Consider the following 17,299-nt stretch of genomic DNA (forward strand, 5'->3'; position numbering starts at 1 on the left):
CGGGCTTGCTCAGTGGAAAGATTTGTCACTGCCGGCCACTGCATTTCTCATCTGATCGGCCATTTCCACCCCGTGGGCGACCTTCCTCACCATGAGGAACACGCCCCCCGTAGTGCGGGCCCAAATCTTGCCGATGGCATCCTTCTCGCGAGCCTCAGGTGCGCCGATCAGATGCTCACCCTTGTATTCCACGACGAAGATGCGGCCATCACGAAGCTTCGCGACGAAGTCCGGGAAAAACCTTCGGCCGACCCGGGGCAAGGAGAAGGAGTCCGGGTGGCGAGCCACATTGCGCACCCAGACTTCAACCTCCTCAAGGCTGTCAAGGCTCCAGGCACACTGGAATTCCTCGCCGTTGAGGTCCCCGTCGATGAGAGGGGCCCTGTCGGCGCCGAGGAGGTGCCGGTTGAACCGGAAAGCGCCGGTCGCCTGCGTCGGCACATTCTGATAAATTGTGTCATCGAACCGGATCACGCGGTTTTCGGACCAGGTCGGCTTTGCCTGACGGTCAAACAAAGCCATCTGGTGTGCACGGGTCTTCTCCTCGTCGCGGATCGCCTGGATTTTCCACCGGATGCGGGCCGCGATTTGATGCTGCCAGTCGATCAGGGTCCGAATGTTTACCTCCCTGTTCGTGACCAGATCGGCAACCACCGCTGCAATCCATGGCAGCATCTCGGCCTGCGAGATATCCGCAACCCGGCATTCGCGCTCCAGCCACTGCACGAGTGATGCCTCAAGGTCCGCATCAGATGGAGTATGCAGGCCCGACAGGATCGGCTGATCCTCAGTCGTCCGGCTGTAGACCAGCTTCTCGCCCTCCAGGTCGATCTCAATGACATCCTGCGACCGGTGGAAGCTCAACTCTTGCTCGGACAATCGTGCCGAATGGCGATCCAGAGACCAGTCGACGCGCTCCATGATCGCGTCGGTCTCAGCGAGAAAGGTCTCGCCCTCCATCTCCACCAGAAGCTGGGGAATCTCGATGGCATGGCCCTTCTGGGCCAACGTGCGGCTGGCCTTTACCGTCGCCCGGTGTTTTTCGAGCTGAGCATCGAAATGGGCGTAGTCTTCCTCGCGCGTAATTTCGCGGACGCCTTGTGCGACCTCGTCAGTCACTTCGCCCTTCATACCAACGACCAAGGTACCGTCGTCGCGGTGGATGTAATCGACACCGGCGTCCTGCATATTGTTCAGACGCGCACGGGCATCCTCGCTGTCAGGCACTGTAACTTGGAGAACCGGCTTCGGCCGGACAGGATCCGGGTCGAATAACTCTCCCTGGTCGTTCTGCTCCACCCCACGCGGCTTCAGCGATTCACGGACTTCCTCATCGGTGAAGCCCATGTCGATTAGCTTGTCGGTCAGGGCCTGGGCCGCTTCGCGGAACGAGGGTTCCGAAACATGGGCATAGGCACTGTTCAGGGCGGCGTCCTTGCGGCGGGCAGCATAGGGCATCCGCAGGACACGCCCCAGGAGCTGCTCGACCGCCCCACGGCTCTGGAGCCGCTGGGTGGCGCAGAGAACATAGGCCGAGGGGCAATCCCACCCCTCCTTCAGCGCGTCTACGGTGATCACGTGGCGGGTCTGCTCGGCGGGATCGCGCAGGTTCACGCCGTCAAGTTCCCGCTGCTCGCCCGTGGCAATCTTGATCCGATCCTCGGGGATCAGCTTTTCCTCGACCAGATAGGTCTTCAGCTCCGCCACCGTCGGGTGACGCAGGCACGCCGGATGGCGTGTGGGGAGCAGGCTCGGCGGCGGCCATGCGACGCTATCAGACCGCGGAAGAATTGCCGGACACCGGCGCACCGGATCGGGCGACATTGAAGCATATGGGACTGGAGTTTTGATGCCGCGAAGCGTTGCGTGATCAGCGGCCGATGCTTGGCACATGACGTGTGGCGAAGGAAAATCGGGGGACGTATTCGAGGTTTCTACGGTGTCTCGTCGGAATCAAGTCCCAAGAACTGGCGATCTTTCTTGTTGGTGATCCGCTTGCGAACAGCGGCATAGGCCTTCTCTGTGTTTTCAGGTGACAGCGCGTTTGCGTATGCCAAGAATGCTGCACCGTAGATGATCTTTTTCCGTGTGTCATCGCGCCTTCTTTCCTCCTTTACCTTCTGCGCAAGGTCCGAGAGCAGGGCGTTCTTTTGCTCGATCTCTTTCGTCAGCGCGGCAATTTTCTTCTCTGTTCGGGACATCCTCGATCTCCTGTTGGCTGGGCTCCGAGAAGGATGTCGTTCCCTTGGTGGCGCGCCGCTCCATTTATTTTGCGAGTGGGATCGATCGGTTGGGTTTCAAAACCTGACGAACCAAGAGTTCGGAAGGCGCAATTACGCAAACTCCGTTTGCAGCGCGCCTGCCGCGGGCCTTTTTCAGTAGCGAGATCCTGGCCGGGGCCTGATCTCCCTGAGCATGAGACATGCTGCATGCCACTTTTCAGTCACCACCCTGTCGCGCGGCAAGACCGCGGGGGCCGTCGCCCGGGCCGCCTACATCGGGCGCTGCCGCTTCCATGATGAGCGGACCGGGCAGACGTTCTCCTACCGCGCTCACGGCGGGCTGCTTGGGGAACCTTGCGCTGATGCGGTTGATCGACGTGCAGTTCCTCGACACGCCGTTCTTCGGCGTTCGACAGATGACGTGGCACCTGCGCAACGATGGCCATGCCGTGAACGAGAAGCGCATCCGTCGGCTCATGCGGCTGATGGGCCTTATGCCGATCTACCAGAAACCCAACACCAGCAAGCCGACGAAAGGGCACAAGACTTACCCCTATCTGCTGCGCGGGCTGCGTGTGGACAGACCAAACCAGGTCTGGTGCGTGGACATCACCTATCTACCGATGCGTCGCGGGTTCCTCTATCTGGTGGCGATCATGGACTGGCATACCCGGATGGTTCTGTCGTGGCGCATCTCGAACACGCTGGAGGCCGACTTCTGCGTCGAAGCGCTGAACGAGGCTATCTATCGGTTCGGTCCGCCCGACATCATGAACAGTGATCAGGGATCGCAGTTCACATCCTTCGCCTGGACAGACCGTCTGCGCCGGTCCGGCATCCGCATCTCGATGGACGGCAAGGGTCGCTACTTAGATAATATCTTCATCGAACGCCTGTGGCGCACCCTGAAATACGAATGCGTCTATCTGCATGCATGGGAGACCGGGTCGCAGGCACGCGCCGGTGTCCGCAACTGGATGGAGTTCTACAATAACCGCCGCCCGCACAAAGCACTTGGCGGCCGACCACCGGCAGTGGTCTACTCACGGCAAATCGAAGTCACGCAACCCGATCAGCAGGAGCAAAGAAGAGCTTAAAAAGCGCCAGATCCTGTCCAACAAATGGGGAGTAGCTCAGCCAGTTCGGCGCAGGCTTCGTGGATCCAGCGGTTATCCTTCGCTTTTTCCGGGCCGACGGCCGCTGCGAAAACGCTCGTTCGAGCACTATGTTCGCCAGGGAACCGCGCGGGCACGAGCGCCATCTTGCCTCGGACAGCGTTGTCCAGCGCATAAAGAAGGCCATGGACAAGTCGCAGAGCAAGAAAGCTCCGCTGGCCGTCGCAGAGAAACCGGACGACGTGATCCGGGATTACATAGGTGTCATCGATGGGCATGTGAGCTCCTGTGCTGATTGTTGCACAGAGCAATTGGTCCCCACGGAACCCCGTTCAAAATGCGGATTGATCCGTTTTGATGCCAAGTCACCCCGCGCAGAGGCGCTTGTTGTCCCGGGCAAATACTCAGGGGACGCCGGGGGCGGGATCCCGAACACTGAACGCCTGACAGCAGGTTAGCACATTTCGCAATACGTGATCCCGTGCTGACGACCTGACGTGGGTTCCAAGCTTCTGATATCGCTATCGTTATCATGAATTGAGTTCTAAGAACCATTAGAATTAAGAAAGCTTTGGTATCTTGAGCGGCAGTGCTGCAATCAAAAAAGCGCCCGCCACTTTCAACGCCGCTACTATGTGAGCGGCGTTGAAAGTGGCGGGCGTACTGAAAATAAAAAATATTGCTTGGGGTGGTCTTGCGGAATTCGGAAACCGCCGAGGCGCTGTCAGTGTTTCGACATGTTTGATCACACACCAGGAGGTCGGCGCGATCTGCACCTGCGCTACTGTCGCGAATGGCCTTTTTTGCGAGACCATTCTCGAGAGCAGCGCAGCAGAGATAAAGAGCAGATACCAGAATTTGGCATGCCATCGACGGACCGGAACATCCGGGCATGTCGGAGTGGGTCGGCGACGACGTCCCTGCGTCCCTGATCCAAGCCGCCGCGACCTCCTTCGCGGCGGTTCTTGACACGATGGTCGGCGGATTTTCCGAGGCGGCATAATGCCGCCGGTCCCCGGCAATAGGAGGACCCAAATGGGTAAACTACAGACAATCAACATCAACCCCGCCACCGGCGTTCCGCAAAACACCGCGATCAGGCTGACACAGGATTTCCTGGACCGGCACGCCAGCGGTCTCGACGACCTGCTCAGGCGTTTCCCGGGCCTACATGGCCCGTCCTTCCGCCGGGCCATCGAAGCCTGCTTCGCGCCATCGGAAACGGCACCCGAACTCGCCATGGCGCTCGAAGAAGCCGTCGACACGCTGCTCTCACTGCAAGGCGAAGACTGCCACCCGCTTCCCGTTGATAGCGGACGGCGCCTGTATGTCGACGCCGGCATTCGGTGGTATGCTGCAAGACTTTACGACCTCTCGCGCGCCGCGCGAACGACGTGAACCATCCGGCTGCCAAACAGCGCCGTGTGTTGCACATTGTGGGGCAGATTTTGAGGTGATCCTGTCGAAAACCCCTGAAAATCAAGCATACTTGGATTTTAGGGGTTGATTTTGGTGCCCAGGAGAGGACTCGAACCTCCACACCGTTGCCAGTACTAGCACCTGAAGCTAGCGCGTCTACCATTCCGCCACCTGGGCAGGTCACGTGAGGGGCCGTTTAGACGTAGGCAGAGGGCGTGTCAACGGGCTTTTTGCGGCACCGGCGACGGTGACCTGACGCGGCATCGTGGCATACTGGGGCATAGCGCCTTGCCGACGGGGTGTTGCAGGGGTAGGAGTAAGTCAATATACGTAAAAGCGGGCGTGACGGGGGTATCCACATGTCGAAATTGGTCACAATCTTTGGCGGATCGGGCTTTGTCGGGCGTTATATCGCGGATCGCATGGCGCAGGCCGGATGGCGTGTGCGCGTTGCCGTGCGCCGCCCCGAGCAGGCCGGGTTCGTGCGCCCCTACGGCGAGGTCGGTCAGGTCGAACCCGTAATGTGCAACATTCGCGACGATGCCAGCGTGCGCAGCGTCACGCGCGGGGCGGATGCGGTGATCAACTGCGTCGGCACGTTCGACCGCAAGGGCAAGAACAACTTTGGCGCCGTGCAGGACGAGGGCGCGACGCGCATCGCCCGCATCGCCGCCGAAGAAGGTGTGCAGCGCATGGTGCATATCTCGGCCATCGGCGCGGATGCGGATGGCGCCAGCCTTTATGCCCGCAGCAAGGGCCGGGGCGAGGTCGGTGTGCTGAAGCATTTCCCGACTGCCGTCATCCTGCGCCCGTCCGTCGTGTTCGGCCCCGAGGATCAGTTTTTCAATCGCTTTGCCGGTATGACACGGTTTGGCCCGGTCCTGCCTGTCGTCGGTGCCGATACGCTGTTTCAGCCGGTCTATGCCGATGACGTTGCGCAGGCGGCGGAGATGGGCGCGCTGGGGACTGCCGCACCGGGCGTTTACGAACTGGGCGGGCCGGATGTGCATAGCTTCCGCGAGTTGATGCAGCTGATGCTCGACACCATTCGCAAGCGTCGTCTTGTCGTGAACATACCCTTCTTTGCCGCCAGCATCATGGGCGCCGGGATGGAGCTGGTTCAGACGCTGTCCCTGGGCCTTATCAAGGCGCAGATCACGCGCGATCAGGTGACGTCGCTGAAATCGGACAATGTGGTGCAGGACGGTGCGCAGGGCTTTGATGCCCTTGGGATCGTGCCGGATTCGATGGCGGCGGTGCTGCCGGACTATTTGTGGCGCTTCCGCAGTTCGGGGCAGTACGCCGCGATCAAGGAATCAGCAGGCAACCTGCGCGAAGGCTGATGCCCGGCGCCAATCGAATCGGATCCATCCATGTCTGACACGACCCTCGTCGCGGCGGCCCTCGGGCTGATTGAGGGCCTGACTGAATTCATCCCCGTATCTTCTACCGGGCATCTGCTGCTGGTTGGCCATTTTCTGGGCTTCCAAAGCGCCGGCCGCAGTTTCGAGGTGGTCATTCAGTTGGGTGCGGTGCTGGCAATCCTGTCAGTGTATTTCACGCGTCTTGCGCAGGTTTTGATGGACGCGCCGCACAGCCCCGGTGCGCGGCGGTTTCTGGCATCTGTGATTATCGCGTTTCTGCCGGCGCTGGTGGTCGGCGTGCTGGCGCATGGCTTTATCAAGCATGTGTTGTTTGAAACGCCGATGTTGATTGCCGTGATGCTGATCCTCGGGGGGGGCGTGCTGATCTTTGTCGATCGCTGTGCGCCGACGCCGCGCTACCACGATGCCGCGCATCTGCCGATCTGGGTGACGCTGCGGATTGGCCTGTTTCAATGCCTTGCCATGATCCCCGGCACCAGCCGGTCGGGCGCGACCATTGTCGGCGCCCTCCTGATGGGGGTGGATAAACGCGCGGCCGCGGAATTTTCGTTCTTTCTGTCGATACCGACCATGGCGGGGGCGGTGGCCTATGACCTTTACCAGAATCGCGACGTGCTGGATCTCAGCGCGATGGGCGATATTGCTGTGGGCTTTGCCATGGCCTTTGTCAGCGGTCTGCTCGTGGTCAAATGGCTGCTGAACTTTGTCAGCCGCAACGGATACGCGCTGTTCGGGTGGTGGCGAATCATTGTCGGGTCGCTCGCCATGGGGTTTCTGCTGGCTGGTTTTTGAGTAAAGGTAAGCAGTAGTGTCATAATGGAGATACGATACTGCCACTATTTTTCATCTGACCGCAAAAATAACTATATATAGGGCAGTGTTGCTGTCTTTTCAGATAGTCCGCGTCTGTCTATTCATGTCTGGTTGATTAGGAATAGGTGCGCGATGGCTGACAATCCCATGCTGAAATTCACAACCGTCCAGCGCGATATGCCGCAAAAGCGTGCGCCGGATCTGAGGGGGCGCGACTTTCGCGAAATCTATGCTGAATACGCCGGCGATAAGGCCCGCGAGCAATCCAGCAGATGCAGCCAATGCGGCGTCCCCTACTGCCAAAGCCATTGCCCCCTGCACAATAACATCCCCGACTGGCTGCGCCTGACCGCCGAGGGCCGCCTGCGCGAGGCCTATGAACTCAGCCAGGCCACCAACACATTCCCGGAAATTTGTGGCCGCATCTGCCCCCAGGACCGCCTGTGCGAGGGCAATTGCGTGATCGAAACGGCGGGCCATGGCACCGTCACCATCGGCGCGGTCGAAAAATACATCACCGATACCGCGTGGGAAGAAGGCTGGGTCACGCCCGCCAAGCCCACGCAGGAGCGCGCGCAAAGCGCTGCGATCATCGGCGCCGGGCCGGGTGGCCTTGCGGCGGCGGACGTACTGCGCCGCGCTGGAATTCAGGTCACGGTCTATGACCGATATGACCGGGGTGGCGGGCTGCTGACCTATGGCATCCCTGGTTTCAAGCTGGAAAAGGACGTCGTGATGCGCCGTATGCAGCAGTTGGAGGAGGGCGGCGTCACCTTCCGGCTGAATTGCACCATCGGGCAGGACGTCAGCTTTGCCGATCTTCGGCGCGACCATGACGCTGTCATCATCGCCACCGGCGTCTACAAATCCCGCGATCTGGCCGGGCCGGGGTCGGGCGCCAAGGGGATCGTGCGCGCCATCGACTACCTGACTGCCAGCAACCGGCGGTCCTTTGGCGATGACGTGCCCGATTTCGACAGCGGCGAACTGAATGCCAGCGGCAAGCGGGTCGTCGTGATCGGCGGCGGCGATACGGCGATGGATTGCGTGCGTACCGCCATCCGGCAGGGTGCCACATCGGTCAAATGCCTCTATCGCCGCGACCGCGCCAACATGCCGGGCAGCCTGCGCGAGGTCGCCAACGCCGAGGAAGAAGGCGTGATCTTTGACTGGCTCAGCCTGCCCAAGGGGTTCGGCGGCGATCCGGTCAGTTCCGTGCGGGTACAGCAAATGCGGCTTGGTGCGGCCGACGTCACCGGGCGGCGTGCCCCCGAGGAAATCGACGGCGCCGTCCATGATGAGCCCGCCGATCTGGTGATCAAGGCGCTGGGCTTCGAGGCCGAGGCGCTGCCGACACTCTGGGATCAGCCCGAACTGGAAGTGACCCGCTGGGGCACGATCAAGGCCGAATTTACGACAGGGCGCACGTCGCTGCCTGGCGTTTATGCGGTGGGCGATATCGTGCGGGGCGCCAGCCTCGTGGTCTGGGCCATCCGCGACGGGCGCGACTGCGCGGCCGCGCTGCTGGATGATCTGACCACCGCCGCACAGCCGGTCGCCGCCGAATGAAAACAGCCCGGCACCATAGCTGCCAAGCCAAGGGGATTTCCGAATGACACAGTATGATGATGCATGGGCCGCCGCCGAAGCAGCCAAGCGCGACTGGATGGCCGACAACGGCATGTATGCCCACGCGGAGGAACATTCCTCCTGCGGGGTCGGCCTTGTCGTCGCGGTCAATGGCAAACGCTCGCGCCGGGTGGTGCAGGCGGGCATCGACGCGCTCAAGGCGATCTGGCATCGCGGCGCGGTAGATGCCGATGGCAAGACCGGCGATGGCGCCGGCATCCATGTGCAGATCCCGGTCAGCTTTATCTACGACCAGATCCGCCGCACCGGCCACGAGCCGCGTCAGGATCAGCTGGTCGCGGTCGGTCAGGTGTTCCTGCCGCGCACCGATTTCGGCGCCCAAGAGGCCTGCCGCACGATTGTCGAAACCGAAGTGCTGCGCATGGGCCACACGATCTATGGCTGGCGGCATGTGCCGGTGAACGTCTCCTGCCTGGGGGAAAAGGCGAACGCGACCCGCCCCGAGATCGAGCAGATCCTGATCTCGAACGCCAAAGGCATCGACGAGGAGGATTTCGAGCGCGAACTGTACGTGATTCGCCGTCGCATCGAAAAGGCGGTGATCGCCGCCGGAATCAATCATTTCTACATCGCGTCGCTGTCGTGCCGCAGCATCATCTACAAGGGCATGATGCTGGCCGAGGAGGTCGCGGTATTCTACCCTGACCTGATGGACGAGCGGTTCAAATCCGCCTTTGCCATCTATCACCAGCGCTATTCGACCAACACGTTCCCGCAATGGTGGCTGGCGCAGCCCTTCCGCATGCTGGCCCATAACGGTGAGGTCAACACGCTCAAGGGCAACGTCAACTGGATGAAAAGCCACGAGATTCGCATGGCTTCCTCGGCTTTTGGCGATCTGGCCGAGGATATCAAACCCATCGTGCCGGCCGGGGCGTCCGATAGCGCCGCGCTGGATTCGGTGTTCGAGGTGCTGGTGCGCGCGGGCCGCTCTGCCCCGATGGCGAAAACCATGCTGATACCGGAATCATGGTCCAATCAGGCGCAGGAATTGCCGCAGGCGTGGTGCGATATGTATTCCTATTGCAACTCCGTGATGGAGCCGTGGGACGGCCCCGCCGCACTGGCCATGACCGATGGCCGCTGGGTTTGCGCCGGGCTTGACCGCAATGGACTGCGCCCGATGCGCTATGTGGTGACCGGCGACGGTCTGGTGATCGCCGGAAGCGAGGCCGGAATGGTCCCGATCGACGAGGCGACCGTGCGCGAAAAAGGCGCGCTGGGGCCGGGCCAGATGCTGGCTGTCGATATGCAGGACGGCAAGCTGTACCACGACGTCGAGATCAAGGACCGTCTGGCCGCCGCGCGCCCGTTCGGCGAATGGGTCGGCAAGATCAAGGAACTGGATGACACGTTGACCGTGGTCAGCGAGGCGCCGATGTACACCGCGGGCGATCTGCGCCGCCGCCAGATCGCGGCAGGCTACACGATCGAGGAACTGGAGCAGATCCTTGCCCCCATGGGCGAGGACGGCAAAGAGGCCATCGCGTCGATGGGTGACGACACGCCCAGTGCCGTGCTGTCGAACCAGTACCGCCCGCTTAGCCATTTTTTCCGGCAGAATTTCTCGCAGGTGACAAACCCGCCTATCGACAGCCTGCGCGAATACCGGGTGATGAGCCTGAAGACACGTTTCGGCAATCTCAAGAACGTGCTGGACGAGAGCGGCGCGCAGACCCAGATCATCGTGCTGGACAGCCCGTTTGTGGGCAATAGCGAGTGGGACGTGCTGATGCAGCAGTTCAGCTCGGACGTGGGGCATATCGACTGCACCTTTACCCCCGGCCCGAATGCGCTGCAAAATAGCCTGACGCGTATCCGCGCCGAGGCCGAGGATGCGGTGCGCAGCGGCGCGGGCCATCTGGTGCTGAGCGATCAGGCGGTGGGCGAGGGGCGTATCGGGATGCCGATGATCCTGGCCACCTCTGCCGTGCACAGCCACCTGACGCGCAAGGGCCTGCGCACCTTCTGTTCGCTCAACGTGCGCTCTGCCGAGTGCATTGATCCGCATTATTTCGCCGTGCTGATCGGCGCGGGCGCGACCATCGTCAACGCCTATCTGGCGCAGGATTCACTGGCCGACCGGATCGACCGGAACCTGCTGGACGGCAGCCTGACCGAGGTGGTCGCGCGCTATCGCAAGGCCATCGATTCGGGCCTGCTGAAGATCATGTCCAAGATGGGGATCTCCGTCATCTCGTCCTATCGCGGCGGTCTGAATTTCGAGGCCATCGGGCTGTCGCGCGCGATGTGCGCCGAATATTTCCCCGGCCTTGTCAGCCGCATCAGCGGCATCGGCGTCAGCGGCATCCAGACCAAGCTGGAGGAGGTCCACGCCCGGGCGTTCAGCACGCCCGACAATGTCCTGCCGATCGGCGGGTTCTACAAATCGCGCAAGACGGGCGAGACCCACGCATGGGGCGCCCAGAACATGCACATGCTGCAAACGGCGTGCAATACCGCCAGTTTCGATCTGTGGAAACGCTATTCGGCGGCCATGCAATCGGCCCCGCCGATCCACCTGCGCGATCTGATGGCGATCAAGCCGATGGGCAAGGCGATCTCGCTGGACGAGGTGGAGTCCGTCACTGCGATCCGCAAGCGGTTCGTCACCCCTGGCATGTCACTGGGCGCGCTGTCCCCCGAGGCGCACAAGACCCTCAATGTGGCGATGAACCGTATCGGCGCGCGCAGCGATTCAGGTGAGGGCGGCGAAGATCCGGCGCATTTCACGCCCGAGCCGAACGGTGACAACCCCTCGGCCAAGATCAAGCAGGTTGCATCAGGCCGCTTCGGTGTCACCGCCGAATACCTCAACCAATGCGAAGAGCTGGAGATCAAGGTCGCCCAAGGCGCCAAGCCCGGCGAGGGCGGCCAGCTGCCCGGCATGAAGGTGACCGAGCTGATCGCGCGCCTGCGCCTGTCGACGCCGGGCGTGACGCTGATCTCGCCCCCGCCGCATCACGATATCTACAGCATCGAGGATCTTGCGCAGCTGATCTATGACCTCAAGCAGATCAACCCCCATGCCAAGGTCACGGTGAAACTGGTCGCCCAATCGGGCGTCGGCACCATCGCCGCCGGCGTGGCCAAGGCCAAGGCCGACGTCATCCTGATTTCGGGTCATAACGGCGGCACCGGCGCCAGCCCGGCAACGTCGATCAAATACGCGGGGCTGCCGTGGGAAATGGGCCTGACCGAAGCGCATCAGGTGCTGTCGATGAACAACCTGCGCGACCGCGTGACGCTGCGCACCGATGGCGGGCTGCGCACCGGGCGCGATATCGTCATGGCCGCGATGATGGGGGCCGAGGAATACGGCATCGGCACAGCCGCCCTGATCGCCATGGGCTGCATCATGGTGCGTCAGTGCCAGTCCAACACTTGTCCCGTGGGGGTTTGCACGCAGGACCATGCGCTGCGCGCCAAGTTCACCGGCAACGCCGAAAAAGTCGTGAACCTCATCACCTTCTACGCCCAGGAGGTCCGCGAAGTGCTGGCCGGTATCGGCGCACGCAGCCTGGATGAGGTGATTGGCCGCGCGGATCTGTTGACGCAGGTCAGCCGGGGCAGCGCGCATCTGGACGATCTGGACCTGAACCCCATGTTGATCACGGTCGCCAGCCAAAGCGCCCCGCTGAACCGCACGCGCGACCGCAACGCCGTGCCCGATACGCTGGACGCTGAAATCGTGCGCGACGCCGCCCGCTTCCTGAATGACGGTGAAAAGATGCAGCTGCACTATGCCGTGCAGAACACGCATCGCACGGTGGGCACGCGGCTGAGTAGCCATATCGTGCGCAAATTCGGGATGCGCAACAATCTGCAACCCGATCACCTGACGGTCAAACTGTCGGGCAGCGCGGGCCAAAGCCTTGGCGCGTTTGCCGCGCCGGGACTGAAGCTGGAAGTGTCGGGCGATGCGAACGATTATGTCGGCAAGGGCCTGTCGGGCGGCATCATCGTGGTGCGCCCGCCGATGTCCAGTCCGCTGGACGCCAGTCGGAACACGATCATCGGCAACACGGTGCTGTATGGTGCGACCGCTGGCCACCTCTTTGCCGCCGGGCGCGCGGGCGAGCGGTTTGCCGTGCGCAATTCGGGCGCGCATGTGGTGATCGAGGGCTGCGGCAGCAACGGGTGCGAATATATGACTGGCGGCACTGCCGTTATTCTGGGCCGCATCGGCGCCAATTTCGGTGCGGGAATGACGGGGGGCATGGCGTATCTCTATGACCCCGAAGGGCAGACCGACCCCCTGATGAACCGCGAAACCATCGTCACCGGCCCCGTTCAGCATCCCCATTGGGAGGCGCAGTTGCAGGACCTGATCCAGCGCCACGCGGATGAGACGGGCAGCCTCAAGGCGCTGGATATCTTGCGACACTGGGACGTCGAAAAAGTGCATTTCCTGCAAGTTTGCCCGCGTGAAATGCTGGACAAGCTGCCCCATCCGCTGAGCGACGCGCAGATGGCCGTGCCTGCCGAATAAGAGCTGCGATAGAAAAATCCCCGGGCGCGTGCTTGGCGTCCGGGGATCTTGAGTATTTTTAGAACATTGAAAGCTCAAAGCGTTTCGCCTTAAACTTGAGACACTCACTTGAGGCGAAACGCGCGCAACGCCAACATGTTGCGCTGCGTTTCGCGAAGAGCTGTGAGTCAGGTTTTTCGCGAAACGCTTTAGATGCTGGCCTCGTAAAGCGCGCGCAGGTTTGCCTCGGTCAGCTTGACGGGATTGCCGCCGCAACTGGGATCCTTGATCGCCTCGTTCACCAGATCGTCGATGCGGGCGGCGTCCACGCCCATATCGCTCAGCTTGCGGGGGATGCCGAGCGCGTCGTTGAATTCCTGAACGAAGCTGCAAAAGCCGTCAAAGCCGCCTTCGATATCCAAGTATGCGGCCGCTGTGCGAAAGCGGTCCTTGATCTGGGGCGCGTTCAGTTTCAGCACGGCGGGCATGCAGACGGCGTTGGTGGTGCCGTGATGCGTGCCAAAGACCGCGCCGACTGGGTGGCTCATCGCGTGGATCGCGCCAAGGCCCTTCTGGAATGCGGTCGCGCCCATCATCGCGGCGCTCATCATGTGCGCGCGCGCCTCAAGGTCGTTGCCATTGGCATAGGCGCGGGGCAGGTAATCCTTGACCAGACGCATCCCTTCCAGCGCCATGCCCTGGCTCATCGGGTGGTAATGCGGGCTGCTGAACGCCTCGACGCAATGGGCAAAGGCATCGAGGCCGGTGCCGGCGGTGATGAATTTCGGCATGCCTGCGGTCAGTTCGGGATCGCAGATCACGACCGTCGGCAGCACTTTGGGGTGGAAGATGATCTTCTTCACATGCGTTTCGGAATTGGTGATGACGCTGGCGCGCCCCACTTCCGAGCCTGTTCCGGCGGTTGTCGGCACCGCGATGATCGGCGCGATGGCGTCCGCATCGGCGCGCGTCCACCAGTCGTCCACGTCCTCATAGTCCCAGACGGGGCGCGTCTGGTCGACCATGAAGGCGACCATCTTGCCCAGATCCAGACCCGAGCCGCCGCCAAAGGCGATCACGCCGTCATGGCCACCCGATTTGTAGGCGGCGACGCCAGCATCAAGGTTCTTTTCGTTCGGGTTGGGATCAACCTCCGAGAAGATGCCCCGCCCCAGCCCTGCGCCTTCCATGATGTCCAGCACCTGCGCGGTAATCGGCAGATCGGCCAGCCCCTTGTCTGTGACCAGCAGGGGGCGTTTCATTCCAGCCTGCGCGCAGGCGGCGGGCAGTTCGGCAATGCGGCCAGCGCCGAATTTCACGGAGGTCGGGTAGGACCAGTTTCCAATGAGGTTCATTTTGTCACCTTCTTGAGATGGTAGGATTTGGGGCGCGTCAGATTGTGATAGCCGATGACCGACAGTCCGCCGCCGCTACCTGTATCCTTGCAGCCTGTCCAGCATAGACCGGGGTCCAGATAATCGGCCCGGTTCATGAAAACGGTGCCGGTTTCGATCCGGTCGCCAACGGCCTGCGCACGGTCCAGATCGGCGGTCCAGAGGCTGGCGGTCAGGCCAAAATTGCTGTCGTTCATCAGCTCGATCGCCTCGTCATCCGACGCCACCTTCATGATGCCGACCACGGGGCCGAAGCTTTCGTCGCGCATGACGCGCATGTCATGGGTCACGTCGGTCAGGATTTGCGGCGTCAGGTAGGCGCCGCCGTCATCTGCCGCCATCGGCGCGATATGCGCCGTCGCGCCTGCCTGCACGGCCTCGTCGATCTGGGCGCGTACTTCCTTGGCAAAGCGAACATGCGCCATCGGGCCGATGCTGGTGGCGGGGTCCAGCGGATTGCCCAGGGTATAGCCCTGTACGATCTTCACGGCCTTTTCGACGAAAGCGTCATACAGGCTCTCATGCACATAGATCCGCTCGATCCCGCAGCAGCACTGGCCCGAGTTGAACATCGCCCCGTCGATCAGCGTATCGACGGCGGCATCCAGATCGGCGTCCTCCATGACATAGCCGGGATCCTTGCCGCCCAGTTCGGTCGCTACCGATGTGAATGTGCCGGCTGCCGCCTGCTCCATCGCGCGCCCGCCACCGACCGAGCCGGTGAAGTTCACGAAATCCACCGCGCGATCCGCGATCAGCCGTGATGTTGTGTCATGACCTAGGAACACGTTCTGAAACACATCCTCTGGCACGCCCGCGCCGTGAAACGCCTGCGCCATCCGCTCGCCCACCAGCAGCGTCTGGGTGGCGTGCTTGAGCAGCACGGTATTGCCGGCGATCAGCGCCGGCGCGACCGTGTTGATTGCCGTCATGTAAGGATAGTTCCACGGCGCCACGACCAGAACCACGCCATGCGGCAGGCGCTTGATATACCGCGTGAAGGTCGCGTCTTCGCCCACCTCGATATCGGCCAGCGCATCCGCCGCGATCTTCGCCATATGCGACGCCCGCTCGTCAAAGCCGCCGAATTCGCCACCATAGCGCACGGGGCGTCCCATCATATGGGCCAGTTCCGGCACGACCTCGTCGTTCATCGCGCCCACGGCGGCGACGCCTGCCATCACCAAACGGATACGGTCATCCAGTGGGCGCGCGGCCCAGTTGACTTGGGCAGCCCGCGCCCGATCAGCGGCAGCGCGCGCGGCGTCGGCATCCAGCGCCGCGCGCGTGGCGAAAACCGATCCGTCGATCGGTGAAATGCAGGTAAGTGTCTCGCTCATTGGCAAACCTATCTAGTTTTTAGCAGGGCCAGTCATTCTTCTTGCCCAAAATATCCCCGCCGGAGGCTCCGGCGATCTCAGCCAGCGCAAACGTCAGCGGCTTAGCACCGCTCAAAGCCACGCGCGATTTCGTAGTCGGTGACGACGGCCTCGAAATCTTCGATTTCGATCTCGGCGGCGCGGGCGTAGTGATCGATAACGTCATCGCCCAGCGCAGCACGCAGCATGTCCGACCCCTTGAGCGACGCGTAGGCGCCTTGCAGGTTGGTCGGTATCATGCCCTCGTCGCCGGAATACGCATCTCCCTTGAACGGCGGCGCCAGTTCCAGCCCCTCCTCGATGCCCGCAATCCCGGCGGCCAGTTGCACGGCCATGGCAAGGTAGGGGTTGATGTCCGACCCGCCGACGCGGCATTCCACGCGCACCGCCTTGGTGCCGTCACCGCAGAGGCGAAAACCGGCGGTGCGGTTGTCCACGGACCAGATCGTGCGTGTGGGCGCGAACGTACCCTTTTGGAACCGCTTGTAGCTGTTGATATAGGGCGCGAGGAAATAGGTGTAATCGGGTGCGTATTTCAGCATCCCGGCCATGTAGTTCTTCATCAGCGCGGACATGCCCAGATCGTCGCTCTTGTCAAAGAACACGTTCTCACCATCTTTCCACAGCGATTGATGCACATGGGACGAGCTGCCGACGCGGTCCTTGTGCCATTTCGGGAGGAAGGAGGCGGCATGGCCCTGTTGCCATGCAATCTCTTTCACCGCGTGCTTGGCAATCGTGTGGTAATCTGCCGTGTCGAGCGCGGCGGCATATTTGATGTTCAGCTCTTCTTGGCCCACCTCGGCCTCGCCCTTGGTGCATTCGATGGGCAGCCCGGCGTTCCACAGGTGGTTGCGCAAGGGGCGCATCACATGTTCTTCCTTGGTGGTCTGGAAGATGTTGTAATCCTCGTTAAAGCCCGAAATCGGGGCGAGGTCGCGGTAGCCACCCTTGCGGATCTCATCAAAGCTTTTCTCGAACAGGAAAAACTCCAGTTCGGTCGCCATCATGGCGGTGAAACCCATCGTCTCCAGCCGCGCCAGTTGCTTTTTCAGCATCGCACGCGGCGAATGGGGGACGGGTTCGTGGGTGCGGTGATCCAGCACGTCGCACAGCACCATGACGGTGCCCTCCAGCCACGGCATCGGGCGCAGCGTGTCCAGATCAGGCGCCATGATGTAATCGCCATAGCCCGTTTCCCAGCTGGTGCTGGCATAGCCGTCAGGCGTGGACATTTCCAGATCTGTGGCCAGCAGATAATTACAGCAATGCGTTTCCTTGTAGGCGCCATTGATGAAATGCTGCGCGTGGAACCGCTTGCCCATCAGGCGCCCCTGCATGTCCACAAAGCAGACCAGTACGGTGTCGGTGGTGCCGTCCTTCACCTGTTTTTTCAGCGCGTCGAATGTCAGGGCGGGGGTCTGTGCAGACATGGGGAACCTCAAAGTAGC

General features: G+C 61.8%; 11 protein-coding genes, 1 tRNA gene and 2 pseudogenes. 7 read left to right on the top strand and 7 right to left on the bottom strand.

All coding sequences use genetic code 11. From position 1 onward, the window contains the following. Positions 1-9: 9 nt before the first annotated feature. Positions 10-1,707, bottom strand: a complete 1,698-nt coding sequence (locus FGD77_RS08010; protein ID WP_255008305.1) for a hypothetical protein — start codon at positions 1,705-1,707, stop codon at positions 10-12. A 23-nt stretch (positions 1,708-1,730) separates the two neighbouring features. Between FGD77_RS08010 and FGD77_RS08015 the strand changes: the two are divergent. Beyond that, positions 1,731-1,850: pseudogene (locus tag FGD77_RS08015) on the top strand (peptidoglycan-binding domain-containing protein); the annotation flags it as partial. An 84-nt stretch (positions 1,851-1,934) separates the two neighbouring features. Here FGD77_RS08015 and FGD77_RS08020 read toward each other — a convergent pair. Then, entirely contained in the window at positions 1,935-2,201 is a 267-nt protein-coding gene (locus FGD77_RS08020) for a hypothetical protein (protein ID WP_255008308.1), read from the bottom strand. A 371-nt stretch (positions 2,202-2,572) separates the two neighbouring features. Between FGD77_RS08020 and FGD77_RS08025 the strand changes: the two are divergent. Next, positions 2,573-3,319: pseudogene (locus FGD77_RS08025) on the top strand (IS3 family transposase); the annotation flags it as partial. Here FGD77_RS08025 and FGD77_RS08030 read toward each other — a convergent pair. Further along, the gene (locus FGD77_RS08030) at positions 3,316-3,615 is read right to left on the bottom strand and encodes a hypothetical protein (protein ID WP_255008311.1); all 300 of its coding nucleotides are present in this window, start codon (positions 3,613-3,615) and stop codon (positions 3,316-3,318) included. The pseudogene FGD77_RS08025 and the gene FGD77_RS08030 sit on opposite strands and share 4 nt — an antisense overlap. A gap of 757 nt (positions 3,616-4,372) precedes the next feature. Here FGD77_RS08030 and FGD77_RS08035 point away from each other — a divergent pair. Continuing rightward, positions 4,373-4,735, top strand: coding sequence for a hypothetical protein (locus FGD77_RS08035; protein ID WP_255008313.1), 363 nt, complete (start codon positions 4,373-4,375; stop codon positions 4,733-4,735). Between the two features lie 112 nt (positions 4,736-4,847). On the opposite strand, the gene FGD77_RS08040 is transcribed toward FGD77_RS08035, so the two are convergent. Then, positions 4,848-4,933: transfer RNA gene (locus tag FGD77_RS08040), tRNA-Leu, on the bottom strand. Between the two features lie 182 nt (positions 4,934-5,115). Here FGD77_RS08040 and FGD77_RS08045 point away from each other — a divergent pair. From FGD77_RS08045 to gltB, 4 genes are all read left to right on the top strand, one after another. Next, positions 5,116-6,099 (top strand): complex I NDUFA9 subunit family protein, encoded by a 984-nt coding sequence (locus FGD77_RS08045; protein ID WP_255008315.1) that lies wholly within the window; start codon positions 5,116-5,118, stop codon positions 6,097-6,099. A 30-nt stretch (positions 6,100-6,129) separates the two neighbouring features. Further along, the gene (locus FGD77_RS08050) at positions 6,130-6,933 is read left to right on the top strand and encodes an undecaprenyl-diphosphate phosphatase (protein ID WP_255008317.1); all 804 of its coding nucleotides are present in this window, start codon (positions 6,130-6,132) and stop codon (positions 6,931-6,933) included. 153 nt (positions 6,934-7,086) lie between these two features. Next, positions 7,087-8,523, top strand: a complete 1,437-nt coding sequence (locus FGD77_RS08055) for an NAD(P)-dependent oxidoreductase (RefSeq protein ID WP_255008319.1) — start codon at positions 7,087-7,089, stop codon at positions 8,521-8,523. Positions 8,524-8,566: 43 nt separating this feature from the next. After that, on the top strand, positions 8,567-13,096 hold the full coding sequence (gltB, locus tag FGD77_RS08060; RefSeq protein ID WP_255008321.1) for a glutamate synthase large subunit: 4,530 nt from the start codon (positions 8,567-8,569) through the stop codon (positions 13,094-13,096). A gap of 188 nt (positions 13,097-13,284) precedes the next feature. Here the strand turns inward: gltB and FGD77_RS08065 are convergent, their stop codons facing one another. The 3 genes from FGD77_RS08065 to FGD77_RS08075 all read right to left on the bottom strand — a co-directional run bounded on the left by FGD77_RS08065 (position 13,285) and on the right by FGD77_RS08075 (position 17,281). Beyond that, positions 13,285-14,430: an iron-containing alcohol dehydrogenase gene (locus tag FGD77_RS08065; protein WP_255008324.1), complete on the bottom strand. Its 1,146-nt coding sequence runs from the start codon at positions 14,428-14,430 to the stop codon at positions 13,285-13,287. Next, positions 14,427-15,809, bottom strand: coding sequence for an aldehyde dehydrogenase family protein (locus tag FGD77_RS08070; RefSeq protein WP_255008326.1), 1,383 nt, complete (start codon positions 15,807-15,809; stop codon positions 14,427-14,429). The genes FGD77_RS08065 and FGD77_RS08070 overlap by 4 nt, the downstream gene beginning before the upstream one ends. Positions 15,810-15,910: 101 nt before the next feature. Beyond that, positions 15,911-17,281, bottom strand: a complete 1,371-nt coding sequence (locus FGD77_RS08075; protein WP_255008328.1) for a glutamine synthetase family protein — start codon at positions 17,279-17,281, stop codon at positions 15,911-15,913. Positions 17,282-17,299: the final 18 nt, after the last annotated feature.

Origin of the sequence: Roseovarius sp. M141 (genome assembly GCF_024355225.1) — a bacterium.
Lineage (GTDB): Bacteria > Pseudomonadota > Alphaproteobacteria > Rhodobacterales > Rhodobacteraceae > Roseovarius.

What these genes read in the sequence shown, in the direction of transcription:
- FGD77_RS08070 (WP_255008326.1), bottom strand. Translation starts at nt 15,809, where the DNA reads ATGAGCGAGACACTTACCTGCATTTCACCGATCGACGGATCGGTTTTC.
- FGD77_RS08045 (WP_255008315.1), top strand. Translation starts at nt 5,116, where the DNA reads ATGTCGAAATTGGTCACAATCTTTGGCGGATCGGGCTTTGTCGGGCGT.
- FGD77_RS08035 (WP_255008313.1), top strand. Translation starts at nt 4,373, where the DNA reads ATGGGTAAACTACAGACAATCAACATCAACCCCGCCACCGGCGTTCCG.
- FGD77_RS08075 (WP_255008328.1), bottom strand. Translation starts at nt 17,281, where the DNA reads ATGTCTGCACAGACCCCCGCCCTGACATTCGACGCGCTGAAAAAACAG.
- FGD77_RS08030 (WP_255008311.1), bottom strand. Translation starts at nt 3,615, where the DNA reads ATGCCCATCGATGACACCTATGTAATCCCGGATCACGTCGTCCGGTTT.
- FGD77_RS08065 (WP_255008324.1), bottom strand. Translation starts at nt 14,430, where the DNA reads ATGAACCTCATTGGAAACTGGTCCTACCCGACCTCCGTGAAATTCGGC.
- gltB (WP_255008321.1), top strand. Translation starts at nt 8,567, where the DNA reads ATGACACAGTATGATGATGCATGGGCCGCCGCCGAAGCAGCCAAGCGC.
- FGD77_RS08050 (WP_255008317.1), top strand. Translation starts at nt 6,130, where the DNA reads ATGTCTGACACGACCCTCGTCGCGGCGGCCCTCGGGCTGATTGAGGGC.
- FGD77_RS08020 (WP_255008308.1), bottom strand. Translation starts at nt 2,201, where the DNA reads ATGTCCCGAACAGAGAAGAAAATTGCCGCGCTGACGAAAGAGATCGAG.
- FGD77_RS08055 (WP_255008319.1), top strand. Translation starts at nt 7,087, where the DNA reads ATGGCTGACAATCCCATGCTGAAATTCACAACCGTCCAGCGCGATATG.